Below are 24,662 nucleotides of genomic sequence, written 5' to 3' on the forward strand. Positions count from 1 at the left end.
CGGCTTGTCACTCCCCGATTAATTACGCAACAATGGCGTTGTGAAAAACGTTGGCGCGGCTCCGGTGGAGGAACTCGCGACCCGAGAGCGTTCCACGCGCAACCGGGTCGCGCGGTCGATCCTGGATCACGGGCCCTCGACCGTCGCGGACCTCGCGGAGCGGCTCGGCCTGACCCAGGCCGCCGTCCGCCGTCACCTCGACTCGCTGGTCGGCGACGCCGTCGTCGAGGCCCGCGAGAAGCGCGTCTACGGGGCCCGCACCCGAGGCCGCCCCGCGAAGGTCTTCGCGCTCACCGACTGCGGCCGCGACGCCTTCGACCAGTCGTACGACTCCCTGGCCGTCGAGGCGCTCCGCTGGATCGAGCGCAACGCCGGAGGGGAGGCGGCCGTCGCCGCCTTCGCCCGGGACCGCATCGAGGCCCAGGCCGAGTCGTACCGCGAGGCCGTCGAGTCCGCCGACCCGAAACAGCGCACCGAGGCCCTCGCCAAGGCGCTGACCGCCGACGGGTACGCTGCCACTGCGCGTCACGCGCCGGTCGGCGAGCAGCTCTGCCAGCACCACTGCCCGGTCGCCCACGTCGCCGAGCAGTACCCCCAGCTGTGCGAGGCGGAGACGGAGTTCTTCTCCCGCCTCCTCGGGACCCACGTCCAGCGCCTGGCCACCATCGCCCACGGTGACGGCGTCTGCACGACCTTCATCCCGCACGGCGGCCCCCAGGGCCCACAGACCACTTCATCATCAGCATCCGCAAGCACGGCCGGGAGGAACCCCGCATGACCACCGAGATCAGCCACCCCGAGCTCGAGGGCCTGGGTCGGTACGAGTACGGCTGGGCCGACTCGGACGCGGCAGGCGCCACCGCCAAGCGCGGTCTCAACGAGGACGTCGTCCGCGACATCTCCTCCAAGAAGAACGAGCCCGAGTGGATGCTGAAGCTGCGCCTCAAGGGTCTGCGGCTCTTCGGCAAGAAGCCCATGCCGACCTGGGGCTCCGACCTCTCGGGCATCGACTTCGACAACATCAAGTACTTCGTGCGGTCCACCGAGAAGCAGGCCGAGTCCTGGGAGGACCTGCCCGAGGACATCAAGAACACGTACGACAAGCTGGGCATCCCGGAGGCGGAGAAGCAGCGCCTCGTCGCCGGTGTCGCCGCGCAGTACGAGTCCGAGGTCGTCTACCACCAGATCCGCGAGGACCTGGAGGAGCAGGGCGTCATCTTCGTCGACACCGACACCGCGCTGAAGGAGCACGAGGAGCTCTTCAAGGAGTACTTCGGCACCGTCATCCCGGTCGGCGACAACAAGTTCGCCTCGCTGAACACGGCCGTGTGGTCCGGCGGCTCGTTCATCTACGTGCCGAAGGGCGTGCACGTCGAGATCCCGCTCCAGGCCTACTTCCGTATCAACACGGAGAACATGGGCCAGTTCGAGCGGACGCTGATCATCGTCGACGAGGACGCCTACGTCCACTACGTCGAGGGCTGCACCGCCCCGATCTACTCCTCCGACTCGCTGCACAGCGCCGTCGTCGAGATCATCGTGAAGAAGGGCGGCCGCTGCCGCTACACGACCATCCAGAACTGGTCGAACAACGTCTACAACCTGGTGACCAAGCGCGCCGTCGCCTACGAGGGCGCCACCATGGAGTGGGTCGACGGCAACATCGGCTCCAAGGTCACCATGAAGTACCCGGCCGTCTACCTGATGGGCGAGCACGCCAAGGGCGAGACCCTGTCCATCGCCTTCGCGGGCGAGGGCCAGCACCAGGACGCCGGCGCCAAGATGGTCCACATGGCCCCGAACACCTCCTCCAACATCGTCTCCAAGTCGGTGGCGCGAGGCGGCGGCCGTACCTCCTACCGCGGTCTCATCGAGATCGGCGAGGGCGCCCCGGGCTCCAAGTCGAACGTCCTGTGCGACGCGCTGCTCGTCGACACGATCTCCCGCTCGGACACGTACCCCTACGTGGACGTGCGCGAGGACGACGTCTCCATGGGCCACGAGGCCACCGTCTCCAAGGTCTCCGAGGACCAGCTCTTCTACCTGATGAGCCGCGGCCTCACCGAGTTCGAGGCGATGGCCATGATCGTCCGCGGCTTCGTCGAGCCCATCGCGAAGGAGCTGCCGATGGAGTACGCCCTTGAGCTCAACCGGCTGATCGAGCTGCAGATGGAAGGCGCGGTCGGCTAAAGCCCCGCACCGCACCCGCCGTACGCAGCACTGATTTCTTTTTTGACGCAGGAAGAGAGCAACACGACAGCCATGGCTGAGGCTCAGAACATCCCCGCGGGCTCCACCACCGCGGGCTCGATCGCGGTGGCCGCCGAGTCCACCGTCGCCACGCGCATGAGCGCCCCGCCGTCCTTCGACGTGGCGGACTTCCCCATCCCGCACGGCCGCGAGGAGGAGTGGCGCTTCACTCCCCTGGAGCGCCTGCGCGGCCTGCACGACGGCACCGCCGTCGTGTCCGGCGAGGGCGTCCGCGTCGACGTCGAGGCCCCCGAGGGCGTCACCGTGGAGACCGTGGGCCGCGACGACGCGCGGCTCGGCAAGGCCGGCACGCCGGTCGACCGCGTCGCCGCCCAGGCGTACACCTCCTTCGAGAAGGCCTCGGTCGTCACCGTCGCCAAGGAGGCCGTCCTCACCGAGCCGATCCGCATCGCGGTGCACGGCCAGGGCGGAGTCGCCTTCGGCCACCAGGTGATCGAGCTCGGCGCCTTCGCCGAGGCCGTCGTGGTCATCGACCACACCGGTGACGCGGTGCTCGCCGCCAACGTCGACTACGTGCTCGGCGACGGCGCCAAGCTGACCGTCGTCTCCGTCCAGGACTGGGACGAGAAGGCCGTCCACGTCGCCCAGCACAACGCGCTGATCGGCCGCGACGCCTCCTTCAAGTCGGTCGTCGTGACCTTCGGCGGCGACGTGGTCCGCATCCACCCCCGCGTGACCTACACGGCCCCCGGCGGCGAGGCCGAGCTCTTCGGCCTGTACTTCACCGACGCGGGCCAGCACCAGGAGCACCGCCTCCTGGTCACCCACAACGTCCCGCACTGCAAGTCCAACGTGGCCTACAAGGGCGCGCTGCAGGGCCAGGACGCCCACGCGGTCTGGATCGGCGACGTCCTCATCGAGGCCGCGGCCGAGGGCACCGACACCTACGAGCTCAACCGGAACCTCGTCCTCACCGACGGTGCCCGGGTCGACTCGGTGCCGAACCTGGAGATCGAGACCGGCGAGATCGCCGGCGCCGGCCACGCCTCCGCCACCGGCCGCTTCGACGACGAGCAGCTCTTCTACCTGATGTCGCGCGGCATCCCGGAGACCGAGGCCCGCCGCCTCGTCGTCCGCGGCTTCTTCGCCGAGCTGGTCCAGCAGATCGGTCTGCCGGACGTCCAGGAGCGCCTGCTGGCCAAGATCGAGGCCGAGCTGGAGGCGTCCGTCTGATGGCCTTCGTCCGCGCCTGTGCGCTGAGCGAGCTGGCGGAGGACACCCCGAAGCGGGTGGAACTCGACGGCACGCCGGTCTCCGTCGTCCGCACCGAGGGCGAGGTGTACGCGATCCACGACATCTGCTCGCACGCGAACGTCTCCCTCTCCGAGGGCGAGGTGGAGGACTGCCAGATCGAGTGCTGGCTGCACGGCTCCGCGTTCGACCTCCGCACCGGCAAGCCGTCCGGCCTCCCCGCGACGCGCCCCGTCCCCGTATACCCCGTAAAGATCGAAGGGGACGATGTGCTCGTCTCCGTCACCCAGGAGTCCTGAGTCACCCATGGCTACGCTTGAAATCCACGACCTGCACGTCTCCGTCGAGGCCGAGAACGGTCCGCGCGAGATCCTCAAGGGTGTCGACCTGACCATCAAGCAGGGCGAGACCCACGCCGTCATGGGCCCGAACGGCTCCGGCAAGTCGACCCTGGCGTACTCGCTGGCCGGCCACCCGAAGTACACGATCACCGGCGGCACCGTCACCCTCGACGGTGAGGACGTCCTGGAGATGTCGGTCGACGAGCGCGCCCGCGCCGGTGTCTTCCTGGCCATGCAGTACCCGGTCGAGGTCCCCGGTGTCTCGGTCTCCAACTTCCTGCGCACCTCCGCCACCGCCGTCCGCGGCGAGGCGCCCAAGCTGCGTACCTGGGTGAAGGAGGTCAAGTCCGCGATGGAGCAGCTCTCCATGGACCCGGCCTTCGCCGAGCGCAACGTCAACGAGGGCTTCTCCGGCGGCGAGAAGAAGCGCCACGAGATCCTCCAGCTCGAACTGCTCAAGCCGAAGATCGCGATCCTCGACGAGACCGACTCCGGCCTGGACGTCGACGCGCTGCGCATCGTCTCCGAGGGCGTCAACCGCGTGCGCGAGACCGGTGAGGTCGGCACCCTGCTGATCACGCACTACACGCGGATCCTCCGCTACATCAAGCCCGACTTCGTGCACGTCTTCGCGAACGGCCGCATCGTCGAGTCCGGTGGCGCCGAGCTCGCCGACCAGCTGGAGAACGAGGGCTACGACAAGTACGTGAAGGGTGGCGCATCCGCGTGACTTCCGCCCATCAGGGGCTGACCGGCCTCCTCGACACCGAGGCGATCCGCAAGGACTTCCCGCTCCTGGATCGTCTGGTCCACGACGACAAGAAGATCGTCTACCTGGACTCCGCGGCCACCTCGCAGAAGCCGCGCCAGGTCCTCGACGCTCTCAACGCGTACTACGAGCGGCACAACGCCAACGTCCACCGCGGTGTCTACACGGTCGCCGAGGAGGCCACCGCGCTGTACGAGGGCGCCCGCGACAAGGTCGCCGCCTTCATCAACGCGCCGAGCCGCGACGAGGTGATCTTCACCAAGAACGCCTCCGAGTCGCTCAACCTCGTGGCCAACATGCTGGGCTGGGCCGACGAGCCCTACCGCGTGGACCACGAGACCGAGATCGTCATCACGGAGATGGAGCACCACTCCAACATCGTGCCGTGGCAGCTGCTCGCGCAGCGCACCGGCGCGAAGCTGAAGTGGTTCGGGCTCACCGACGACGGCCGGCTCGACCTGTCGAACATCGAGGAGCTCATCACCGAGAAGACCAAGGTGGTGTCCTTCACCCTGGTCTCCAACCTCCTCGGCACGATCAACCCGGTCGAGACGATCATCCGGCGGGCCCAGCAGGTCGGCGCGCTGGTCTGCATCGACGCCTCGCAGGCCGCCCCGCACATGGTGCTCGACGTGCAGGCGCTGCAGGCCGACTTCGTGGCCTTCACCGGTCACAAGATGTGCGGCCCGACCGGCATCGGCGTGCTGTGGGGTCGCCAGGAGCTCCTGGAGGACCTGCCGCCGTTCCTCGGTGGCGGCGAGATGATCGAGACCGTCTCGATGCACTCCTCCACCTACGCGCCGGCCCCGCACAAGTTCGAGGCGGGTACGCCCCCGATCGCCCAGGCCGTCGGCCTCGGCGCGGCCGTGGACTACCTGTCGGCGATCGGCATGGAGAACATCGCGCGCCACGAGCACGCGATCACCGAGTACGCCGTCCGTCGCCTCCAGGAGGTTCCGGACCTGCGGATCATCGGCCCCACCACGGCCGAGGACCGCGGCGCGGCGATCTCCTTCACGCTCGGCGACATCCACCCGCACGACGTGGGCCAGGTCCTCGACGAGCAGGGCATCGCCGTGCGCGTCGGCCACCACTGCGCGCGGCCGGTCTGCCTCCGCTACGGAATTCCGGCGACCACGCGAGCGTCGTTCTATCTGTACTCCACGCCCGGCGAGGTCGACGCCCTCGTCGCGGGTCTGGAGCACGTACGGAACTTCTTCGGCTAGGGGACGCCTCGTGAAGCTGGATTCGATGTACCAGGACGTCATCCTGGACCACTACAAGCACCCGCACGGGCGCGGTCTGCGGGACGGCGACGCCGAGGTGCACCACGTCAACCCGACCTGTGGCGACGAGATCACGCTCCGGGTGAAGTACGACGGCTCGCGGATCGAGGACGTGTCGTACGAGGGCCAGGGCTGCTCCATCAGCCAGGCCTCGGCGTCCGTCCTCAACGAGCTGCTCGTCGGCAAGGAGCTGGCCGAGGCGCAGAAGATCCAGGGCACCTTCCTGGAGCTGATGCAGTCCAAGGGCCAGATCGAGCCGGACGACGCGATGGAGGAGATCCTGGAGGACGCCGTCGCGTTCGCCGGGGTCTCCAAGTACCCGGCCCGTGTGAAGTGCGCGCTGCTCAGCTGGATGGCGTGGAAGGACGCGACCGCCCAGGCTCTGGGTGACGGTGTCGCTGAGAGGAAGTCGGCATGACCGAGAACGCCGAGGCCACGATGAAGCCGGCCTCCGAAGAAGAAGTCCGCGAGGCGCTGTACGACGTCGTCGACCCCGAGCTGGGGATCGACGTGGTCAACCTGGGCCTCATCTACGGCATCCACATCGACGACTCGAACGTCGCGACGCTGGACATGACCCTGACGTCGGCGGCCTGCCCGCTGACCGACGTGATCGAGGACCAGGCGAAGTCCGCCACCGACGGCATCGTCAACGAGCTGAAGATCAACTGGGTCTGGATGCCGCCGTGGGGCCCGGACAAGATCACGGACGACGGCCGCGAGCAGCTGCGCGCGCTCGGGTTCAACGTCTGACCGGCCGCTGGACGTACGAGGTGAGGCCCCCCAGTTTCCGCTGGGGGGCCTCACCTCGTTTCAGCGGCGCAGCGCCCGGACGAACGCCTGGAACGCGGCGAGGCGCTGCTCGCCCTTCAGGCCGCGCAGAGTCGCCAGAAAGCCGATGAGGAGCAGGACCGCGAGCAGGATCAGGAGCAGGGCCAGGAGGAGCAGCTCAGTGAAGGACATCAGGTGTCGCCTTCCCTAGAAGGTGTCGGAACGCTCCCGATCGAACGCGAACGATGGGCATCCGGCTCGGAGTCGTTCGAAGGCGCCCCAGTCTGCGCAGGTCAGTAGGGGTCTCCCGGAAATCCCTCCGGATCCGGATCCTCTTCGGGCACATCGCCGGCCTCGTCCTCAACCGAGCCCCTGAAGGGGATGAACCAGTCCCGCGGGTCGAGATTGGTCAGGCCCATGGCCGAGATCAGCGGATGCCCCTGACGCTCGATTCCCTCGTTCCAGGGCTCGTAGAGCATGAGGACATCGTGATCCTCGAAGAGGATGTCCTTGCACATGTGCCAGTCGTAGTCATCGGCCCGGGTCTCCAGGCCCTGGGTGAACTCCTCGACGAGCTCGTGGTCGTCGTCGGTGAGAGCCGCCGCCTTCTCGAGGGCGAGATGGAGAGCCATCTCCTCGCCCGTGCAGCGGGGCTTCGGCACCCCGGTGCCGCCGATCTGCGCGACCAGGGCGTCACATGCCTCGACCATGTGGCGACGCCATTCCCGGTCCAGCTCCCAGGTCTGGGCAGGCAATGAACCGAATAGCGGCTGGAACCAGTCATCGTGGGTGATGTGCCGGTCTCCCAGATCCTTCAGTGCCATCCGGGCTTCGTCGGCCTGGATCTCCAGGGCCACCTTGAGCATGCGCACGGTCCGGGGACTCAAGGGGGCCGCGTCCTCGTCGAAGTCCTCTTCCTCAGGCTCCCAGTAGGCGTCGCTCACCGTGGAGGCGTAGGCGAGCGTGGGCATTTGGAAGTACGCGGCGGACTCGGGGTCGCCCAGCTTTGCCGCCTGGCGGTAGCACTTGTGCGCCTTCTTGGCTCTGCCCCGCCGGTGGTAGAGATTTCCGAGCAGCCGTACGGACATGACGTCGCCGTTGTCCCCAGCGCGTTTGTACCAGTCTCGAGCGGCCTTCGCCGAAGCGGGCCATTCCTCCTCGACAGCTTGGCCCGCGAAGTACTTCTCCATGGTCTCGGCCATTCGGCGCATGGCTTCCTCCTGGCTCATCTCTTCGGGCAGAAACCTTCCCTGCCACTCGCTGAGGATCCCCATACTGCGCATCGCGACCGCATCTCCGGCCTCGGCGGCGATGGCGTAGAGCTTCGTGGCCTCTTCGATGCGGTCCTGGGCGAAGTAGACCTGCGCCAGGTTGGTCGTGGCCTCGATGTGTCTCTGCCGGGCGGCCTGTAGGTAGTGCCGCTCGGCGGTATTCCAGTCCTGCCGTCGATAGGCGAGGAGGCCGAAGCGGAAATGAGCGTCGGGCACGTCCGCCTCAAGCGCCAGATTCCACAGCCGTTCCCCTTCCTCCGTGTCGCCACGATCCTCGTGGACTGCCGCCAGCTTCGCCGCCGCGGGCAGGAACCCCGCGTTCAGGGCAGCGCGCCACCACTTTTCCGCCTTCTTGTTGCGGCCCGTTTTCGAACACCGCACGCCCATGTTCAGCATTCCCCGGGGGCTGCCGTTCTCCGCTGCCGCCAGCCACCACCGCTCGGCTTTGCCCTCCTCCTTCTGATCGAGGAGGATCGAACCGAGATGCAGCATGGAGTCGGTATGACCTGCTTCGGCCGCCGGGCGAAAGGCACGTGCGGCCAGACTGGAGAGGCCGGCCCGCCATGCGGCCACGCCGACACTGTGCTGTTCCTGCGGGGATTTCGCATGCTCTACGGCCGCCTCATGCACGAGGGAGGGCACAGCGGGGGACGCCGGATTCTTGGCCAGCGTGTCGACCAGATAGTCGAAAGGGCGCCAGGTGTCGGTCCCGGCGGGGATGAGCAGGCGGGTGATGCCGAGACGAGGAGCGGTGGCCCACGTGACTGCGGCGGGGTAGCTCTCCGGCTCGAGCGCGGCGCTCTCCTCCCCTTCGAGGTAGTGCTCGTGAAGGGCCTTGATGAGGTTCATGCCGATCGGGCTGGTCAGGCCGGCGCGATGGAGGTCGATGGCGGCGGCGACCAGGGCGTTTCCTCTCGGGTTGCCGCCCACGAAACGGGCGTTGTGCCATGTGTCCCAGAGCTTGGGGCCGGCCGAGAGGTATTCGGCCACTCCGTATCGCTCACTGTGCCGCAGAGCTTCGGCGAGACGGGGGTCGGAATCGCGCGACGCGCGCCCGATCTCCTCTGCGCTCCACGCACGGGGGAGGTCCACTATCTCGGCGGCTTGGAGAACCGGGTCGCGCAGGTCCACCTGGGCATAGCCGGAGTCGGAGCGGCCGGGGCGGGTGACCTGCGAGGTCCGGTTCTTGTACTCGGAAAGCCGCATGGTGGCGAGCACGACGGTCCGGTAGGGAGCGAGCCGGCCCAGCAAGGGCAGGGTGATGCCGTCCGGGCCCAGGTACTGTTCCAGGTTGTCCAGCCAGATCACGCATTGGCGACCACGCGCCCATTCTGCGGCGACAGTATCGACATGACCGTCCAACGGCCCTGTGCCGGATGGGTGGAGCAGGCGGAATTCCGGCATGAGCCGCTTCGCTGCTTCGTATGCCGATCGGGTCTTCCCCGCCGTCGAATCGCCACGGATGAGAACCAGGCCACTGCGCTCGCATGCGATCCTGAGCGCGGCATCGAGCCGGGCGTCGGCATCGCGCGGTACGTACGGCGGGACGGGTGCGCAACCTTCGTGCCGCCGGGCACGGTGTACTCCGAGGAGAACGGGCTCCATGGAGGAGACGAGGAACTCGGGCGCATCGGTGCCGTTACCTGAGGACGCTCCGACATCCTTATGGGCCTTCGCCGCCGCCAGCGCGTTATGCCAGTTCTCCCGTTCACCCGGAGGGAACGGCTTGCCGGAGACTTCCGCCACCGCGGTGAGAAACGTGTCGAGCGACCTTGCCGAGGACGGAAGGGATTGACCGTTGAGCCAGTTGCTGAGTGTGGACGTCGCCAGTGTCCGGCGCCCTGGCTTCATACTGGCAGCGTAGATCTGCTTGGGCTTGACGCCCGTCCTCGTCAGCAGGCGCCTCAGTTCCTGCCCGAACTTCTCGTGCTTGCCTTGTCGGCCCGCCATGTCCTCTCCCCGGTCCTTCGGATCTGCTCATCACTTCGCATGGATGGCAGTCCCATGATGCCCGGGGAGGGGATGGAAGGGGGGTTCCCTTATTGGCTGAACGAGGTTCCCGCGGCCTGCGCCAGGGTCGGGCCCAGGTTCTCCTTGCGGAGGCGCTGGTCCACGTAGAGGAGGGCGGAGACCAGGGGCTGGAGGGGGGCCAGGACGGCCTGGCAGGCGGTGGAGCCGATCAGGGCGATGCCCATCACGGCGGACATCGAGCGGAGGACCTCGGTGGGGGCGGTGTCGGCGTCGAAGTTCAGGGTCGACAGCGGGATCCAGGCGAGGATCGAGAACACCTGCTGGATCGCCCAGCTGACCACGGCCACGATCGCGACGGTGGCGATCGTGCAGCCGAAGATCCGCCACCAGGAGTCGCGGACCAGGCCCGCGGAGCGGCGCAGCGCGTTCATGCCGCCCGCGCCCTCGATGACCGCGACCGCGGGGGCCAGGCTGAACTTCACCCAGAGCCACAGGCCGAAGGGGATGGTCGCCAGGGCGCCGAAGAAGAACACCAGGCCGGCGATCGTGGTGCCCACGCCCTCGTCGCTCCCGGAGGCGCCGATGCCCGCGAGCATGCCGAACATCATGAGGCCGAAGCCGACGATGAAGAGCAGCACCGGTACGAGCATCGCCAGCATCGACAGGACGACCGCGCTCAGCACCGCGCCCGCCCGGGACCAGGCGCGCCCCCAGACGGCCGCGAAGCCGACGGGGCGGCCGAGCACCGCCTCCTGCGCGACGACCGGGACAGCCGCGTAGACCAGGGTGTTGGCCAGCATCAGCGAGAGCATCCCGGTCAGCCAGACACAGCCGAAGGCGAGGAACAGCCCCCGGATGTCCGCGATGTCGGGGTCCTGGCCGTTCGGGATGTTCGAGAGTCGGTCGACGTTGTCCGACACGGCGTTCCAGGCGACCAGGACGGCGCCGACGACGAGCGCCGTCGCCACCCCGAACGCGGTCGCGGCCACCCCCAGGAGCGGCTTCCAGTAGCGCCCGAACGCGCTGAACGCGCCGGTCAGGATCTGCCCGAAGGTCATCGGCGCCAGGGGTATGACGCCCGGCTTCGGCGGCGGTGGCGGGGGAGCGTATCCGTATCCGTACGGCCCCGGGGGATATGTCATGGCCACACCGTAGCGCCTGCCGTTGTGTACGCTCGTACGCATGGGATACGGACTGCTCGCGGGCGCCATAGCGGCGGAGATCGTCGCCACCACCTCCATGAAGTACAGCGAGGGCTTCTCGAAGCTGGTGCCCTCGCTGATCACCGGCGCCGGCTACCTCCTCGCCTTCGCCCTGCTCGCCCAGGCGCTCAAGACCCTCCAGGTCGGCACCGCCTACGCCATCTGGTCCGGCGTCGGCACCGCCGCCGTCGCCGCGATCGGCGCGCTCTTCCTCGGCGAGTCCATGAACCTCGCCAAGATCGCCGGCATCGTCCTGATCATCGCCGGGGTCGCCGTCCTTCAGCTGGGCGGCGCCCACTGATGGCCCGCGCCCGGCGCTACGACCCCGAGCGGCGCGACCGGATCGTCGACGCCGCCCTGCGCGTGGTCGGGCGCGCCGGCATCGCCGGGCTCAGCCACCGCACCGTCGCCGCCGAGGCGGACGTGCCGCTCGGCTCCACCACGTACCACTTCGCCTCCCTCGACGAACTCCTCGTCGCCGCCCTGCGCCGCGCCAACGCCCACTTCGGCCGCGCGCTGCGCGAGAGCCCCGGGCTCACCGACCCGGACGCCGACCTCGCCGCCGTCCTCGCCCGCCTCTTCGGCACCTGGATGGGCGGCGAACGGACCGGCGTGGAGCTGGAGTACGAGCTCTACCTCGCCGCCCTGCGCCGCCCCGCCCTGCGGCCCGTCGCCGCCGAATGGGCCGACGACGTGACCGCCTGCCTGGTCCCGCGCACCGACCCGGCCACCGCCCGCGCCCTCATCGCCCTGATGGACGGCATCTGCCTCCAGGTCCTCCTCACCGACGGCACGTACGACGAGGAGTACGCCCGCGAGATGCTCGGCCGGGTGCTGGACGTCGGGACGAGACCGAGCGGCGCGGACTCGTCGGAACCGCCAGGAAAGCGGACCGACACCTGAGACCGGTTGGCCCGGGCGGGGGCCCGCCGGTTAGGTTTTCCGTCATGACCACTGCTCCTCGCACCACCGGCGCCGTCGCCGCCGGCCTCGCCACCATCGCCGGCGACGGCACCGTTCTCGACACCTGGTTCCCCGCCCCCGAGCTGACCGCGGACCCCGGCCCCGCCGGCACCGAGCGGCTCGGCCCCGACGCGGCCCTCAACGCCCTCGGCGAGGGCGCCGTCAAGGCCCTCGGCGTGGACGCCCGCCGCGGTGTCGAGGTGGTCGCCGTCCGCACCGTCATCGCCTCGCTCGACGACAAGCCGCTCGACGCCCACGACGCCTACCTGCGCCTCCACCTGCTCAGCCACCGGCTGGTCAAGCCGCACGGCCAGAGCCTGGACGGCATGTTCGGCCTGCTCGCCAACGTCGCCTGGACCTCGCTCGGCCCGGTCGCCGTCGACGACGTCGAGAAGGTGCGGCTCAACGCCCGCGCCGAGGGCCTGCACCTCCAGGTCACCTCGATCGACAAGTTCCCCCGCATGACCGACTACGTCGCGCCCGCCGGTGTCCGCATCGCCGACGCCGACCGCGTCCGCCTCGGCGCCCACCTCGCCGCCGGCACCACCGTCATGCACGAGGGCTTCGTCAACTTCAACGCCGGCACCCTCGGCACCTCCATGGTCGAGGGCCGCATCTCCGCCGGTGTCGTCGTCGGCGACGGCTCCGACATCGGCGGCGGCGCCTCCACCATGGGCACCCTCTCCGGCGGCGGCAACGTCGTCATCTCCATCGGCGAGCGCTGCCTGATCGGCGCCGAGGCCGGCGTCGGCATCGCGCTCGGCGACGAGTGCGTCGTCGAGGCCGGTCTGTACGTCACCGCGGGCACCCGGATCACCATGCCCGACGGCCAGATCGTCAAGGCCCGCGAGCTCTCCGGCGCCTCGAACATCCTCTTCCGCCGCAACTCGGTCTCCGGCGCCGTCGAGGCCCGCCCGAACAACGCGGTCTGGGGCGGCCTCAACGAGATCCTCCACAGCCACAACTGACCCACTGGCCCCCGCGTTAGGAAAGCGCGGGGGCCGAGGGGCAGTCGAGGCGAGGAGCCGGCATGAGGACCAGGACCATCAGGACGCAGTCGGTGCTCACCGGCGCGTTCGCCGCCGCGGCGGTCGTGCTCCCGGCGGGAGCGGCCGAGGCCGACGAGACGCACAGCCACTCGCACAACGGGCCGCACGTCTCGCTGATCTCCACCGGTCAGATCGACGACCCGCTGGAGGACGTCCTGGAGCACACCGCGATCCTCGGCAGGACCGTGTCGACCGACTCCGCCTGAACACCGTCCGACGGGGCTACAGGCTCAGCTTGAAGCCGTCGTGGCTGCGGGCGAAGCCCAGCGAGGCGTAGAAGCGGTGGGCGGCCGCGCGGTCCTTGTTGCTGGTGAGCTGGACGAGCGCGCAGCCGCGGGCCCTGGCCCGGGCCGTCGCGCGCTCCATCAGCTCCCGGCCGAGGCCGCCGCCGCGCCGGTCGGCCCTGATCCGGACCGCCTCGATCAGGGCCCGCTCGGCGCCGCCCTTGCCGAGGCCGGGGATGTAGGTGGCCTGGAGACAGCCCACCACCAGGGCCCCCTCGACGAGCACCAGCACCTCGTTGCGCGGATCGGCCTCGATGTCCGCGAAGGCCCGCTCGTACGCGGCGGTCACGGACACCGAGGCCGGGTCCACCACCCGCTCCTCGTCGGCGAGCAGCGCGAGGACGGCGGGCAGGTCGGCACGGGTGGCGGGGCGCAGGATCACGGCCCGCAGTCTCGCACACCCGTGCCTGGGGGGAACTACGGGCGGAAGCGCAGCACCTGCGGGTCGTGGTCGCTGTTCTGGTCCGCGAACTCGGCGTTGATGTGCACGCTGTCGTACTCGAAGTGGTGCACGCCGGGGCTGGTCAGGATCTGGTCGAGGACCTGGCTGTTGCCCTGGTAGACGTACGAGTAGCGCTCGCTGCGCGGCAGCGACTTGACCGCCGGGTACAGCGCGCCGCCGTCGGTCAGCGCCTGCGTGGTGCCGGAGAACTCGAAGTCGTTGATGTCGCCGAGGACCAGCACGTCGGCCTGCTTGTCCAGCGCCAGGGCGTCCTTGACGAAGGAGTTGACGGCCTGCGCCTGGAGGAGGCGCTTGGCCTCGGAGGAACGGTTCGGCGGCTGGTGGTGCGAGACGATCGACTCGTCGCCGCCCTTGGAGCCGAAGTGGTTGGCGACCACGATCACCGTACGGCCGCGGAACAGGAACTCGCCCGCGAGCGGCTTGCGGCTGTTCTCCCAGGCGGTGTTCGACGGGTCGATCCGGCCGGGGGAGAGGGTCAGATGGGCGTCGCCCTTCGTGCCCGTCACCGCGGTCGCGGTCGTCGCGTCGCCGCCCGGGCGGTCCACGAAGGAGACCCGCGCCGGGTTGAAGAGGAAGACCTGACGGATGTTGCCGCCGGGCTCGCCGCCGTCCTTGCCGTTCTGCGGGTCGATCGAGCGCCACTCGTACGCCGGGCCGCCGGCCGCGACGATCGCGTCGGTGAACTTCTTGATCGTCGCACCGGCCGTGACCGTGCCGTCGTTCTTGGCGCCGTTGTCGTCCTGGATCTCCTCCAGGGCGACGACGTCGGGCGAGGCCAGGTTCTCGACGACCGCCTTCGCGAGCGCGTCGAACTTCTCCTGCGGGTCCGACGGGTCCAGGTTCTCCACGTTGTACGTGGCGACCGCCAGCTCGTTCTTGTGCTGGCGCTCGGTCACCTCGCGCTCCAGGCCGAGGTCCACGTGCTTGCCCAGGGTGTTCGCGACCAGGGTGTAGCCGCCGAATTGGTTGAAGTCCAGCGGGCCCTCGGTCGGGCCGGCCAGCCAGTCGCCGACGTTCGCCTTGGGGAAGGGCTGCTGGGCGATCGGCGCGAGCTGCTGGATCTGGAGCCGACCGGTGTTCTGGGAGTCGTACGAGCCGTAGACCGTGCCGCCGCGGCGGTTGTCGTTCTCGAACGGCTTCACCGACACCCAGAGCTCGGAGTACGGGTCGGTGGCGCCGACCACGCGCGAGGAGCCGATCCGGACGTTGGTGCCCTCCAGGGACTCGTAGTAGTCCAGGGCGTAGCTCTCCGGGTCCAGGGTGAGCCCGTTGATCGAGCCGCCGGCCGCCGGGTCGCCCTCGGGGGCGTACTCCTCGGGCACGGAGCCCGCCCAGATGGTGACGGGCGCCGGGACCGCGTTGCCCTTCGACAGGACGGTGATCGCCGGCTTGGAGATCTGGGTCAGCGACTGGTTGCCGGAGTTCAGACCGCCCGGCACGTACTCGGTCACCGTGCCGTTGACGCTCACCGAGTCGCCGACGGCGACGGTCGGCACGGAGCTGGTGAAGACGAAGATGCCTTCGCTCGTGGCCGGGTTCTCGTCCGCCTGCGGGTCCTGCATCCAGAAGCCGCGCGAGCCGTACGCGCGCACGCCGGTGACGATGCCGGTGACACCCGCGACCGGCTTGCCGACCAGCGGCGAGACCCGGGTCGTGCCCTGGATGTCATGGATACGGACGGTGCCCGCGGCCACGTCGTCGGCGGAGGCGGAGGCTCCGCCCAGCAGGCCGGCGGCGAGGGCGGCGGAGACGACGGCGGCGACGGCGGCCGATCTCGGTATGGAGGAAGACATCAGGAAGCTCCGTGAGGGCTTGGAGAAACGAGCAAAGGGTCTACGCGCGTCAATTTCGTTGCAGACCCTTCGACTTGTCAAGGGTCGACGGGTGTACGAAGGCTGACGCCTCCGTGAACCGCGGGACCGCCCCCCGAATACGTCTACGCTGAAGGCCGCTCGAAGCGCCGTGAAGGCCCCCCGCACTCGCCGAGGAGAACCCCCCAGATGGCACCGGACCGCCAGACCCTGCCCCCCGTTCGCTTGCGCTCGGACGCGGAGTTGGCGCGGGACGCCCTGGCCACCCCCCTCCTCGCCCGCGCCGTGCGGCTCGCCCGCTGGGCCGGTCCGGAGACCCGGGTCGGGGCGGGCGGCGAACTCGTCGACGAGCAGCTGCCCGCCGCCGCCGAGGCCCTCGGCCTGACCGGCGACCCGGACGCCGAGGCGTACGCGAGCGAGGCCTGGCGGCTCGCCGTCGACACCGGCCTGGTCGAGGTCGAGGACGGCGAGCGCGAGGACGCCGACGGCACCGTGACGCCCGCCGACAACCTGGCGCTGGTCACCGGCGGCTCCCCGCAGGACGTCCTCGCGATCTGGCTGGAGGGCTTCGACGCCGTCTTCGCCGACGCCGCCGCGCCCTACATCGACGACCTCGACGCGCTCGTCGGCGAGGACGGCGAGATCGACTTCGAGGCCCTGGACTGGGACCCCGAGGGCGAGGCCGAGTTCCTGGAGGGCGTGCTCGGCAACCTCTACCTGCTGACCGTCAGCGAGGGCGGCGCCGGTGACGGCCCGGTGCCGCTGCCCGCGCTCGCCGCCTCCATGGTCGTCCCCGACGACATGGGCGAGCCCACCGACGACGTCCTGGAGCAGGTCTCCGACGCGATGATGCGGCTCGACGAGCAGTTCCGGGTCCTCGAACCGATCGGCCTGGTCGCGTACGACCCCGTCGACGAGGCCCTGATGGCCGAGGAGGGCGAGGAGCCCGCCCCGCCCGTCGACGACGAGGACGTCAGCCGCTACGGCATGGTCCGGCTCACCCCGCTCGGCCTCTACGGCGTGCGCGCCCGGATGCTGGAGGCCGGACTCGTCGTCCCCGCGGTCGGCGAGCTCGCCGACAAGGGCGCCGACGCCCTCCTCGACGGCATCGCCCACTACCCGCAGGCCGCCGCCCGCGCCGAGACCGCCGGCTGGCTCGCCGCCCGTGAGGCCGGAGCCGCCGCCCGTGAACTCCTCGCCGCCGCCCGGGGCAGCGACCCCGACTCCCCGCTGCGCCGCCTCCACGCGCAGCAGGCCCTCTCCCTCGTCGGCGCCGAGGCGGAGCCCGCCGTGCGGGAGGTCCTGGACGACCCGGAGCTCGGCGGCCTCGCCCGGGTCTGGCTCGCGGAGCACGGCGCGGCGGACATCCCGGCCCCGCCGGAGGCGATGATCTTCTGGCTGGCCATCGACACGATCGCGGCCCAGCTCGACGCCGACGGCGACCTGACCGAACTCCAGGACCTCATCGAGGGCCTGACCAGCCGCCACGGCGGCTTCTTCGAGGCGGCCTGGCGGGTCGAGCACCCGGCGACGGCCGAGGTCCTGGAGGCCATCGGCCGCCTCCACCGTGACAAGCCCACGGCGAAGGAGGCCCGCAAGGCGGCCTTCAAGGCCCGCTCGAAGGGCTGACACACCAGGGCCACGCTCAGGTCCGCAGGTACGACGCCCCGTTGAGGTCCAGCACCGTCCCCGAGGCCCATTCGGCCTCGGGGGAGGCGAGCCAGCGGACGGCCGCGGCGACCTCCTCCGCCGTCCACCCCGATCCCGTACGGGGCGAGGGCGACGGCCAGCGACTGCCCCAGGGCGTGCACGGCCGCCTTCGTGGCGCCGTACGCCGGGTGGTCCGGCTCGCCCTTGAAGGCGCCGCGCGAGCCGATGTTGACGATCCGGCCGGGTGCTCCGGCCTCGATCATCCGCCCGGCCACGAGATGGCTGAGATACGCCGTGCCCAGCAGGTTCACGGAGACGTGCCGCTGCCAGAGCCCGACCCACTCCTCGTACGGGGTGGTGGCAGGCGGGTGCGGGAGGTTCACGGCCGCGTTGTTGACGAGCACGTCGACGCAGCCGCCGAGGGCCCCGGCCGCCTCCTCCGCGATCCGGGCAGCCTCCGCCGGGTCGGCCAGGTCGCCGGAGACCAGCGCGTGACCGGTGCCCTCCAGGGAGGCGAGGGTCTCGCGGGCCTCCTCGGCGCGCGAGCCGTAGTGCACGGCCACCCGGTCGCCGTCGGCCGCGAAGGCCCGGGCCACCGCGCGGCCCAGACCGCGCGACGCGCCGCTGACCAGAACGCGCCGGCCGCTGTGGGGCAGGTTCATGAAGGATCGCCTTTCCGTTCAACCGCCGTTTATGCGGGGGCGCGACCGTGTGCCGCGACACCGGGTGACGACAGGGAGAAGAACCGTCATGTCTCTCAACCGCAGAGAGTTCGCCAAGAAGTCCGCCGCGACCGGCGCGGGCCTCGCGCTCACCGGCGCCGTCGGCACGCTCGCCACCGCGCCGGAGGCGCTCGCCGCCGACGACCCGCAGGAGTTCGCGGCCGAGGGCCACGGCGAGGGCCACGGACACGGCCACCGGCTCGGCTACGGCGAGCTGGTCCCCGACCCGGACGGCGTCCTCGCCCTGCCCGAGGGCTTCACGTACCGCGTCATCACCCACAGCGGCGTCACCCGCCTGGAGTCCGGCGAGTTCACGCCCTCCAACCACGACGGCACCGCCACCTTCGCCGGGCGCCGCGGCACCACGTACCTGGTCAACAACCACGAGCTCAAGGGCCCCCGCGCCAACTGGGCCCACCCCGTCCCGCTCACCGAGGGCCTGGTCTACGACCCGGCCGCGGCCGGCGGCTGCACGGTCGTCGAGGTGCACCGCGACGGCACCGTCGCCGAGTGGGTCGGCATCGCCGGCACCTCCACCAACTGCGCGGGCGGCCGCACCCCCTGGGGCACCTGGCTCACCTGCGAGGAGACCGAGGACCTGGCCGGCAAGAACGGCATGACCAAGGACCACGGCTACGTCTTCGAGGTCGACCCGCACGACCAGCGCGCCAACCGCGCCCCGAAGCCCGTCAAGGCCTTCGGCCGCTACGCCCACGAGGCCGTCGTCATCGACCCCAGGCGCGGCCACGCCTACCTCACCGAGGACGCCTCGGGCCCCAACGGCCTGTTCTTCCGCTGGGTCCCGCCGCAGGGCTTCGAGCACGGCCGGGGCCGGCTCGCCACCCTCGCCGACGACGCCGGCGTCCTCCAGGCCTTCAAGTGCTTCGACTCGGCGGGCCGCTTCGTCGACGACCTCTCCCGCGCCACGAAGACGGGCACCGTCTACGGCGTGGACTGGGTCGACGTGCCCGACCGCGACGCCCGCACGACCTCCGTCCGCAAGCAGTTCGCCGCCGGTGAGGTGACCCGCGCCCGCAAGCTGGAGGGCATGTGGTGGGCCGACGGCGGCACGTACATCGTGTCCTCGTACGCCCGTGCCGAGAGCCCCGGCACCGCGCACGACGGCCAGGTCTGGTTCTACGACCCCAAGCGCCGCACCCTCACCCTCCAGGTGCTGCTCGGTGTCAACGCGGCCCCGGAGCAGGACGGCGCCTTCGACGGCCCGGACAACATCACGGTCTCCCCGTACGGCGGGCTCGTCATCGCCGAGGACGGCGAGGGCGTCCAGCACCTCTTCGGCGCGACCGAGAGCGGCCGGACCTACCCGATCGCCCGCAACGACCTGAACGACAGCGAGTTCACCGGCGTGGTCTTCTCGCCCGACGGCGACACCCTGTTCGCCAACATCCAGGAGCCCGGCATCATGCTCGCGATCACCGGCCCGTGGCGCCGCCAGCCGCGCCGCTGACCTCCCGCCCCTGGTGCCGTCCGGGGACTGACACCTAACATGTCAGCCCATGGACGCCTTACGGCCGGTGAGCCGGACCCTGCTGCGCGACCGCGCGTACGAGGCGCTGCGCGAGGCCATCGTGCGCGGCGAGCTCGCGCCCGGTTCCGTGGTCAAGGACGCCGACCTCGCCGAACGCCTCGGCCTCTCGCGCGCCCCGGTGCGCGAGGCCCTGGCGCGGCTCGGCGACGAGGGTCTCGTGGAGACCAAGCCGCAGAGCTACACCCGGGTCACCCGGCTGGTCAGCCGGGTGGTGCGGGACGCCGCCTCCGTGGTGCGGGTGATGCACGAACTCGCCGCCCGCACCGCCGTACCGCTGCTCGGCCCCGAGGGCATCCGGGCGATGCGCGAGGCCAACGCGCGCTTCGCCTCGGCCGTGCGCGCGGCGGACGTCGAGGCCGCCCTGCGCGCCGACGACGAGCTCCACGACGTCCTCGTCGGCGCGAGCGGCAACCACGCGGTGGCCGCCACGATCGCCCGCTACACGCCCCTGATCCGCCGGGTCGAGCGCCGCCTCTTCGGCGACGCCGGAACCTGCGGCTCCGCCGAGCTCCACGCGCGCCTGATCGACGCGTGCGAGGCGGGCGACACGGAGGAGGCGGTGCGGGTGACCTCGGAGATATGGCGGGCCCTCGAAGAGCTCGCCGACGAGGCGACGGACCCGCCGGACCGGCTCTAGGCGTCCAGGACCCGACCGAGACCACCCCCCAGGGAGCCCGTATGCCGACGATCGACGACTTCGAGCGCTATCCGCTGCTCTTCGGGCCCTCGCCCGTGCACCCCCTCCAGCGGCTCACCGGACACCTCGGCGGCGCCACCCTGTGGGCCAAGCGGGAGGACTGCAACTCCGGTATCGCGTACGGCGGGAACAAGACCCGCAAGCTGGAGTACCTGGTCGCCGACGCCCTCGCCCAGGGCTGCGACACCCTCGTCTCCATCGGCGGCGTGCAGTCCAACCACACCCGCCAGGTCGCGGCCGTCGCCGCGCACGCCGGGCTGCGCTGCGTGCTGGTGCAGGAGAGCTGGGTCGAGTGGCCCGACTCCGTCTACGACAAGGTCGGCAACATCCTGGTCAGCCGGCTCGCAGGCGCCGATGTGCGGCTGGTGCGGGCCGAGTTCGGCATCGGCTTCAAGGAGAGCTGGGAGCGGGCGCTGAGCGAGGTGGTGGAGGCCGGCGGCAAGCCGTACGCCATTCCGGCGGGCGCCTCGGACCACCGGCTCGGCGGTCTCGGCTTCGCCCGCTGGGCGTACGAGGTGGCCGAGCAGGAGCGCGAGCTCGGCGTCTTCTTCGACACCGTGGTGGTCTGCTCGGTGACCGGTTCCACCCAGGCCGGCATGGTCGCGGGCTTCGCCGCGCTCGCCGAGGAGGGCGGGCGGGCCCGCCGGGTGATCGGTATCGACGCCTCCGCGAAGCCGGAGCCCACCCATGAGCAGATCACCCGGATTGCCCGGGACACGGCCGCGCTGATCGGCGTCGAGCGCCCGCTGACGGCCGCCGACGTCGAGCTGGACGCCCGCTACCACGCGGGGGTGTACGGCATCCCGGACGAGGCCACGCTGGACGCGATGCGGCTCGCCGCCCGGACCGAGGGCATGGTCACCGACCCCGTCTACGAGGGGAAGTCGATGGCCGGTCTGGTCGACCTGGTGGACCGGGGCGAGATCGAGCGGGACTCGACCGTGCTCTACGTCCACCTGGGCGGCCAGCCGGCCCTCAACGCGTACAGCGCGCTGTTCTAGCCGAAGAGGGCTCGGACGGCTCGGACGGCCCAGGCCGGCTAGAGGGCCTGGGCGGCGGGCTTCACCATGCCCCGGACGGTCCGCGACTTCACGAAGTCGCCCATCGCGGTCATCTCCCACTCGCCGGTGAACTGCTTGATCAGCTTGGCCATCATCACGCCGGTCTGCGGCTCGGCCGTGGTCAGGTCGAAGCGGACCAGCTCCTCGCCGGTGGCGGCGTCCATGAGCCGGCAGTACGCCTTGGCGACCTCGGTGAACTTCTGGCCGGAGAAGGAGTTGACGGTGAAGACCAGACCGGTCGCGTCGGCGGGCAGCCGGCCCAGGTCGACCACGATGACCTCGTCGTCGCCCGCGCCCTCGCCGGTCAGGTTGTCGCCGGAGTGCTTGACCGCGCCGTTGAGGATGGACAGCTTGCCGAAGTAGCAGCTGTCCAGGTGGTTGCGCTGGGGGCCGTACGCGATGACCGAGGCGTCGAGGTCGATGTCCTTGCCCCGGTAGGCGGGCTCCCAGCCGAGACCCATCTTGACCTGGGAGAGCAGCGGGCGGCCGCCCTTGACCAGGGACACCGTCTGGTTCTTCTGGAGGCTGACCCGGCCCTTGTCCAGGTTGATCTTCCCGGCGCCGAGGGGGGCGGCGGCGGGGGCCGCGGGCGGCGCGGCCGGGGCCGGGGCCTGGGCCGGGGGAGCGGCGACGGGCGCGGGGGCCTGGGCCGGGGCGGGGGGCGCGGCGGGGGCCGGCTCCTCCACGCTGACGCCGAAGTCGGTCGCGATCCCGGCGAGCCCGTTCGCGTACCCCTGACCCACCGCGCGCGCCTTCCAGGCGCCGTTGCGCAGATAGATCTCCATCACCACGAGGGCCGTCTCCGTGCCCAGACTCGGCGGAGTGAAGGTGGCGAGGACGCTGCCGTCGTCGGCGTTGCGCACGGTCGCCGTGGGCTCGATGCCCTGGAAGGTCTGGCCGGCGGCGTCGGGGCTCGCGGTCACGACGATCTTCTCGACACCGGCCGGGACGGCGCCGGTGTCCACCACGATCGCGTCCGGGGCGCTGCCGCCGCCGGAGCGGTAGCTGACGCCGGGCCCGGCGGGCTGGTTGTAGAAGATGAAGTCGTCGTCGGAGCGGACCTTGCCGTCGGCGCCGAGCAGCAGGCCCGACACGTCGAGCCGCACGGGCGCGGCGACGTCCACCGCCACGCGCGCGGCGGTGAGAGGGATGTTCGAGCCGGGGGTCATTGCGGTCATGCCGGGGGTAACGAACGAGCCGCTTTTGCCGTTCCCTTACCTTCGCCCGGTTGGACCACCCCGGCCGCATCCGTCATACGAATACTCTTACGAACCGTGGGTGGGAGCTCTTTTCAGACGCGGGACGTGGACGAGGCGCGCGAGGAGATCGGCGCGCGCTACTACGCCAACTTCATGGACGTCATCGAGGCGCGGGAACGTCCCTTCGCGGCGCGCTTCGACACCGTCGGGCTCGGGCCGCTGATGATCGGCGACCTGACCTGCGGCGCGGACGTCCGCATGCGCTTCGGTGAGCTGGGGGCCTTCCACCTGAACGCCCCGATGAGCGGCACCATGGAGGTGCGCCAGGGCGGCGGCGGGCCCGCGCTGGTGGCGACGAGCCGGGAGGCGATGCTGCTCGACCCGGCGGGCGACACCGTCCTCGACCGGTGGAGCGGGGACTGCCGCGCCCTCTCGGTCAAGATCGACGCGACCGCGCTGTACGAGCGCCTTGAGCAGCTGCTCGGGCGTCCGCCGCGCGGCCGGCTCACCTTCGGCGCCGGGCTCGACATCACGAGCGGTCCCGGCCTCAGCTGGGTGACCTTCGCCCGGCAGGTCGCCGCCGGGGCGCTCGCGGGCGACGGCCTCGCCACCCACGAGCTGGTGTCCAGGCCGCTCCAGGAGGCGCTGCTCAACGGGCTGCTGCTGGCCGCCGAGCACCCCTGGCGGGAGGAGCTGGCCCACCCGGGCGGGCCCGCCAGGCCGGGGCCGGTCAAGCGTGTGATGGACGCGGTACGGGCCCGCCCCGAGCACCCCTTCACCAGCACCGAACTGGCCGCCCTCGCGCGCGTGAGCGTGCGCCGGCTCCAGGAGTCGTTCCGGGAGTACGTGGGGATGTCCCCGATGGCGTACGTCCGCGAGGTGCGCCTGGAGCGGGTCCACGAGGAGCTGCGGGCGGGCGCCCCGGACGGCCTGAGCGTGACCGAGGTGGCCTGGCGCTGGGGCTTCGCCCACCCGGGCCGGTTCGCGGCGCGGTACCGGGAGCGGTTCGGGGAGTCGCCTTCGGCGACGTTGCGGCGGTGACGTTGTGGCGGTGACGGGGGCGTGCCGGTGTGGCGGGGTGTGCGGGTGCGGCGCGTGGGCGTGGCGCGCGAGGGTGGCGCTTGGGTGCGGTGCGCGAGGGTGGCGTGAATAGATCGCGCTTTCTGGACGGTTGCCGCGTTCGGCGGCTCGCGACGATCTTGGGCGGGTCATATCGTCGGGTTGTCCGCGTGCGCCAGCCGCCCGCGTCGACCCGGGCCTGGCCGGCTCCCCCGCTTTTGTCCGGCCGGGCCCGTTCCCCTTTCCCGCCGCGTTTCAGGGCGTCCAGCGCGGCGGGTCCACGCAGAAGTGCCCGCCCAGGTACACGTCGTCGGCGCTGCCCGGGGCCGGAAGCCCCCGCTCCGCGATGATCCGGTCCGCGAAGACCTCGGAGTCGTCCTTCGGCTCGTAACCGAGCGCCCGTGCCGACGCGAGGTCCCACCACTCCCGGGTGTTGGCGGAGGAGCCGTACACCACGGTGTGCCCGACCTCCGGCGCGGTGAGCGCCGCGTGGAGGAGCCGGGCGCAGTCGGCGGGGCTCAGCCACGTCGAGAGCATCCGCACCGAGACCGGCTCGGGGCAGCAGGAGCCGATCCGCACCGAGACGGTCTCCACCCCGTACCGGTCCCAGTAGTACTGGGCCAGGTCCTCGCCGAAGGCCTTGGAGAGCCCGTAGAAGGTGTCGGGCCGGTGCGGGGTGTCGACGGGGACCGGCGGTTCGCCCAGGCGCGGGCGGTGCGTGAACCCGACCGCGTGATTGCTGGAGGCGAAGACGACCCGAGGGACGCCTTCCTCGCGCACGGCCTCGTAGAGGCGCTGGAGCCCGGTGACGTTGGCGGCCACGAGCTCGTCGAACCCGGCCTCCAGGGAGATCCCGGCGAGGTGGACGACGGCGTCCACCCCGCGCACGGCCTCGCGCAGCGCAGCCCGGTCGGCGAGGTCGGCGACGACCGCGTCCGGCACCCCGGGGACGGGCCGGACGTCGAGCGGCCGCAGCGCGTACCCGTACGCGGGCAGCAGCTCCCGCATCAGGCTGCCGACACCACCGGCGGCGCCGGTGAGCAGAACGGTGCGGGGAGCGGGGGTCATGGGCCGGTCTCCGT

The 24,662-nt window shown here is 70.9% G+C and carries 24 protein-coding genes and 1 pseudogene; 17 read left to right on the forward strand and 8 right to left on the reverse strand.

The genetic code is table 11. The features are described 5' to 3' along the window. Positions 1-40: 40 nt before the first annotated feature. The 8 genes from ABTZ54_RS19840 to ABTZ54_RS19875 all read left to right on the forward strand — a co-directional run bounded on the left by ABTZ54_RS19840 (position 41) and on the right by ABTZ54_RS19875 (position 6,611). A complete protein-coding gene (locus ABTZ54_RS19840; RefSeq protein WP_351664862.1) occupies positions 41-778 on the forward strand; it encodes a helix-turn-helix transcriptional regulator in 738 nt (245 codons plus the stop codon). Next, positions 775-2,190, forward strand: a complete 1,416-nt coding sequence (gene sufB, locus ABTZ54_RS19845; RefSeq protein WP_329419615.1) for a Fe-S cluster assembly protein SufB — start codon at positions 775-777, stop codon at positions 2,188-2,190. Before ABTZ54_RS19840 ends, sufB begins: the two co-directional genes overlap by 4 nt. A gap of 72 nt (positions 2,191-2,262) precedes the next feature. Further along, positions 2,263-3,444, forward strand: coding sequence for a Fe-S cluster assembly protein SufD (gene sufD, locus ABTZ54_RS19850; protein ID WP_351664864.1), 1,182 nt, complete (start codon positions 2,263-2,265; stop codon positions 3,442-3,444). Continuing rightward, entirely contained in the window at positions 3,444-3,761 is a 318-nt protein-coding gene (locus ABTZ54_RS19855; RefSeq protein ID WP_351664866.1) for a bifunctional 3-phenylpropionate/cinnamic acid dioxygenase ferredoxin subunit, read from the forward strand. Before sufD ends, ABTZ54_RS19855 begins: the two co-directional genes overlap by 1 nt. Before the next feature lie 7 nt (positions 3,762-3,768). Beyond that, positions 3,769-4,533, forward strand: a complete 765-nt coding sequence (gene sufC / locus ABTZ54_RS19860) for a Fe-S cluster assembly ATPase SufC (RefSeq protein ID WP_351664868.1) — start codon at positions 3,769-3,771, stop codon at positions 4,531-4,533. Continuing rightward, complete coding sequence (locus ABTZ54_RS19865; protein ID WP_351664870.1) at positions 4,530-5,798, forward strand: cysteine desulfurase; 1,269 nt, start codon at positions 4,530-4,532, stop codon at positions 5,796-5,798. Before sufC ends, ABTZ54_RS19865 begins: the two co-directional genes overlap by 4 nt. 10 nt (positions 5,799-5,808) lie before the next feature. Next, a complete protein-coding gene (gene sufU / locus ABTZ54_RS19870) occupies positions 5,809-6,276 on the forward strand; it encodes a Fe-S cluster assembly sulfur transfer protein SufU (RefSeq protein WP_132918519.1) in 468 nt (155 codons plus the stop codon). Next, a complete protein-coding gene (locus ABTZ54_RS19875) occupies positions 6,273-6,611 on the forward strand; it encodes a metal-sulfur cluster assembly factor (RefSeq protein ID WP_017238620.1) in 339 nt (112 codons plus the stop codon). Before sufU ends, ABTZ54_RS19875 begins: the two co-directional genes overlap by 4 nt. Positions 6,612-6,671: 60 nt before the next feature. On the opposite strand, the gene ABTZ54_RS19880 is transcribed toward ABTZ54_RS19875, so the two are convergent. From ABTZ54_RS19880 to ABTZ54_RS19890, 3 genes are all read right to left on the reverse strand, one after another. Then, the gene (locus ABTZ54_RS19880) at positions 6,672-6,821 is read right to left on the reverse strand and encodes a hypothetical protein (RefSeq protein WP_351664872.1); all 150 of its coding nucleotides are present in this window, start codon (positions 6,819-6,821) and stop codon (positions 6,672-6,674) included. A 101-nt stretch (positions 6,822-6,922) separates the two neighbouring features. Beyond that, complete coding sequence (locus ABTZ54_RS19885; protein ID WP_351664874.1) at positions 6,923-9,850, reverse strand: tetratricopeptide repeat protein; 2,928 nt, start codon at positions 9,848-9,850, stop codon at positions 6,923-6,925. Positions 9,851-9,939: 89 nt separating this feature from the next. Then, entirely contained in the window at positions 9,940-11,013 is a 1,074-nt protein-coding gene (locus tag ABTZ54_RS19890) for a DUF7847 domain-containing protein (RefSeq protein ID WP_351664876.1), read from the reverse strand. 40 nt (positions 11,014-11,053) lie between these two features. On the opposite strand from ABTZ54_RS19890, the gene ABTZ54_RS19895 reads away from it, so the two are divergent. The 4 genes from ABTZ54_RS19895 to ABTZ54_RS19910 all read left to right on the forward strand — a co-directional run bounded on the left by ABTZ54_RS19895 (position 11,054) and on the right by ABTZ54_RS19910 (position 13,291). Beyond that, positions 11,054-11,374 (forward strand): DMT family transporter, encoded by a 321-nt coding sequence (locus ABTZ54_RS19895; protein WP_351664878.1) that lies wholly within the window; start codon positions 11,054-11,056, stop codon positions 11,372-11,374. Next, positions 11,374-11,976, forward strand: coding sequence for a TetR/AcrR family transcriptional regulator (locus ABTZ54_RS19900; RefSeq protein WP_351664880.1), 603 nt, complete (start codon positions 11,374-11,376; stop codon positions 11,974-11,976). Before ABTZ54_RS19895 ends, ABTZ54_RS19900 begins: the two co-directional genes overlap by 1 nt. Positions 11,977-12,020: 44 nt before the next feature. Next, positions 12,021-13,004 carry a 2,3,4,5-tetrahydropyridine-2,6-dicarboxylate N-succinyltransferase gene (gene dapD / locus ABTZ54_RS19905; RefSeq protein WP_351664881.1) on the forward strand — a complete coding sequence of 328 codons (984 nt, stop codon included), beginning with the start codon at positions 12,021-12,023 and terminating at the stop codon, positions 13,002-13,004. Positions 13,005-13,066: 62 nt separating this feature from the next. Then, on the forward strand, positions 13,067-13,291 hold the full coding sequence (locus ABTZ54_RS19910) for a hypothetical protein (RefSeq protein WP_351664883.1): 225 nt from the start codon (positions 13,067-13,069) through the stop codon (positions 13,289-13,291). Positions 13,292-13,307: 16 nt separating this feature from the next. On the opposite strand, the gene ABTZ54_RS19915 is transcribed toward ABTZ54_RS19910, so the two are convergent. Continuing rightward, positions 13,308-13,751: a GNAT family N-acetyltransferase gene (locus tag ABTZ54_RS19915; protein ID WP_351664885.1), complete on the reverse strand. Its 444-nt coding sequence runs from the start codon at positions 13,749-13,751 to the stop codon at positions 13,308-13,310. 35 nt (positions 13,752-13,786) lie between these two features. Continuing rightward, entirely contained in the window at positions 13,787-15,625 is a 1,839-nt protein-coding gene (locus ABTZ54_RS19920; RefSeq protein WP_351664887.1) for a DUF8508 domain-containing protein, read from the reverse strand. Positions 15,626-15,832: 207 nt separating this feature from the next. On the opposite strand from ABTZ54_RS19920, the gene ABTZ54_RS19925 reads away from it, so the two are divergent. Further along, positions 15,833-17,272 carry a hypothetical protein gene (locus ABTZ54_RS19925; protein WP_351664889.1) on the forward strand — a complete coding sequence of 480 codons (1,440 nt, stop codon included), beginning with the start codon at positions 15,833-15,835 and terminating at the stop codon, positions 17,270-17,272. A 16-nt stretch (positions 17,273-17,288) separates the two neighbouring features. Here ABTZ54_RS19925 and ABTZ54_RS19930 read toward each other — a convergent pair. Beyond that, positions 17,289-17,955 (reverse strand): annotated as a pseudogene (locus ABTZ54_RS19930) (SDR family NAD(P)-dependent oxidoreductase). Between the two features lie 88 nt (positions 17,956-18,043). Between ABTZ54_RS19930 and ABTZ54_RS19935 the strand changes: the two are divergent. From ABTZ54_RS19935 to ABTZ54_RS19945, 3 genes are read left to right on the forward strand one after another with little or no spacing between them, the layout of a single operon-like run. Further along, the gene (locus ABTZ54_RS19935) at positions 18,044-19,483 is read left to right on the forward strand and encodes an alkaline phosphatase PhoX (protein ID WP_351664891.1); all 1,440 of its coding nucleotides are present in this window, start codon (positions 18,044-18,046) and stop codon (positions 19,481-19,483) included. 49 nt (positions 19,484-19,532) lie between these two features. Beyond that, positions 19,533-20,201 carry a GntR family transcriptional regulator gene (locus tag ABTZ54_RS19940; protein ID WP_351664893.1) on the forward strand — a complete coding sequence of 223 codons (669 nt, stop codon included), beginning with the start codon at positions 19,533-19,535 and terminating at the stop codon, positions 20,199-20,201. Between the two features lie 41 nt (positions 20,202-20,242). Continuing rightward, complete coding sequence (locus ABTZ54_RS19945; RefSeq protein WP_351664895.1) at positions 20,243-21,262, forward strand: 1-aminocyclopropane-1-carboxylate deaminase; 1,020 nt, start codon at positions 20,243-20,245, stop codon at positions 21,260-21,262. A 38-nt stretch (positions 21,263-21,300) separates the two neighbouring features. Here ABTZ54_RS19945 and ABTZ54_RS19950 read toward each other — a convergent pair whose 3' ends face one another. Continuing rightward, positions 21,301-22,500 carry a TerD family protein gene (locus ABTZ54_RS19950; protein WP_351664897.1) on the reverse strand — a complete coding sequence of 400 codons (1,200 nt, stop codon included), beginning with the start codon at positions 22,498-22,500 and terminating at the stop codon, positions 21,301-21,303. A 126-nt stretch (positions 22,501-22,626) separates the two neighbouring features. Between ABTZ54_RS19950 and ABTZ54_RS19955 the strand changes: the two genes are divergently transcribed. Next, complete coding sequence (locus ABTZ54_RS19955) at positions 22,627-23,562, forward strand: AraC family transcriptional regulator (protein ID WP_351664899.1); 936 nt, start codon at positions 22,627-22,629, stop codon at positions 23,560-23,562. A gap of 273 nt (positions 23,563-23,835) precedes the next feature. Here ABTZ54_RS19955 and ABTZ54_RS19960 read toward each other — a convergent pair whose 3' ends face one another. Next, a complete protein-coding gene (locus tag ABTZ54_RS19960) occupies positions 23,836-24,648 on the reverse strand; it encodes an NAD-dependent epimerase/dehydratase family protein (protein ID WP_351664901.1) in 813 nt (270 codons plus the stop codon). Between the last annotated feature and the right edge of the window lie 14 nt (positions 24,649-24,662).

The sequence above is a fragment of the Streptomyces sp. NPDC094032 genome, from assembly GCF_040303965.1.
Taxonomy (GTDB): Bacteria; Actinomycetota; Actinomycetes; order Streptomycetales; family Streptomycetaceae; genus Streptomyces.

Bases quoted from the DNA above. Each gene is read 5' to 3' on its own strand.
- sufB (WP_329419615.1), top strand. From the start codon at position 775: ATGACCACCGAGATCAGCCACCCCGAGCTCGAGGGCCTGGGTCGGTAC.
- sufD (WP_351664864.1), top strand. From the start codon at position 2,263: ATGGCTGAGGCTCAGAACATCCCCGCGGGCTCCACCACCGCGGGCTCG.
- ABTZ54_RS19855 (WP_351664866.1), top strand. From the start codon at position 3,444: ATGGCCTTCGTCCGCGCCTGTGCGCTGAGCGAGCTGGCGGAGGACACC.
- sufC (WP_351664868.1), top strand. From the start codon at position 3,769: ATGGCTACGCTTGAAATCCACGACCTGCACGTCTCCGTCGAGGCCGAG.
- ABTZ54_RS19875 (WP_017238620.1), top strand. From the start codon at position 6,273: ATGACCGAGAACGCCGAGGCCACGATGAAGCCGGCCTCCGAAGAAGAA.
- ABTZ54_RS19880 (WP_351664872.1), bottom strand. From the start codon at position 6,821: ATGTCCTTCACTGAGCTGCTCCTCCTGGCCCTGCTCCTGATCCTGCTC.
- ABTZ54_RS19885 (WP_351664874.1), bottom strand. From the start codon at position 9,850: ATGGCGGGCCGACAAGGCAAGCACGAGAAGTTCGGGCAGGAACTGAGG.
- ABTZ54_RS19890 (WP_351664876.1), bottom strand. From the start codon at position 11,013: ATGACATATCCCCCGGGGCCGTACGGATACGGATACGCTCCCCCGCCA.
- ABTZ54_RS19895 (WP_351664878.1), top strand. From the start codon at position 11,054: ATGGGATACGGACTGCTCGCGGGCGCCATAGCGGCGGAGATCGTCGCC.
- ABTZ54_RS19900 (WP_351664880.1), top strand. From the start codon at position 11,374: ATGGCCCGCGCCCGGCGCTACGACCCCGAGCGGCGCGACCGGATCGTC.
- dapD (WP_351664881.1), top strand. From the start codon at position 12,021: ATGACCACTGCTCCTCGCACCACCGGCGCCGTCGCCGCCGGCCTCGCC.
- ABTZ54_RS19910 (WP_351664883.1), top strand. From the start codon at position 13,067: ATGAGGACCAGGACCATCAGGACGCAGTCGGTGCTCACCGGCGCGTTC.
- ABTZ54_RS19920 (WP_351664887.1), bottom strand. From the start codon at position 15,625: ATGTCTTCCTCCATACCGAGATCGGCCGCCGTCGCCGCCGTCGTCTCC.
- ABTZ54_RS19925 (WP_351664889.1), top strand. From the start codon at position 15,833: ATGGCACCGGACCGCCAGACCCTGCCCCCCGTTCGCTTGCGCTCGGAC.
- ABTZ54_RS19935 (WP_351664891.1), top strand. From the start codon at position 18,044: ATGTCTCTCAACCGCAGAGAGTTCGCCAAGAAGTCCGCCGCGACCGGC.
- ABTZ54_RS19940 (WP_351664893.1), top strand. From the start codon at position 19,533: ATGGACGCCTTACGGCCGGTGAGCCGGACCCTGCTGCGCGACCGCGCG.
- ABTZ54_RS19945 (WP_351664895.1), top strand. From the start codon at position 20,243: ATGCCGACGATCGACGACTTCGAGCGCTATCCGCTGCTCTTCGGGCCC.
- ABTZ54_RS19950 (WP_351664897.1), bottom strand. From the start codon at position 22,500: ATGACCGCAATGACCCCCGGCTCGAACATCCCTCTCACCGCCGCGCGC.
- ABTZ54_RS19960 (WP_351664901.1), bottom strand. From the start codon at position 24,648: ATGACCCCCGCTCCCCGCACCGTTCTGCTCACCGGCGCCGCCGGTGGT.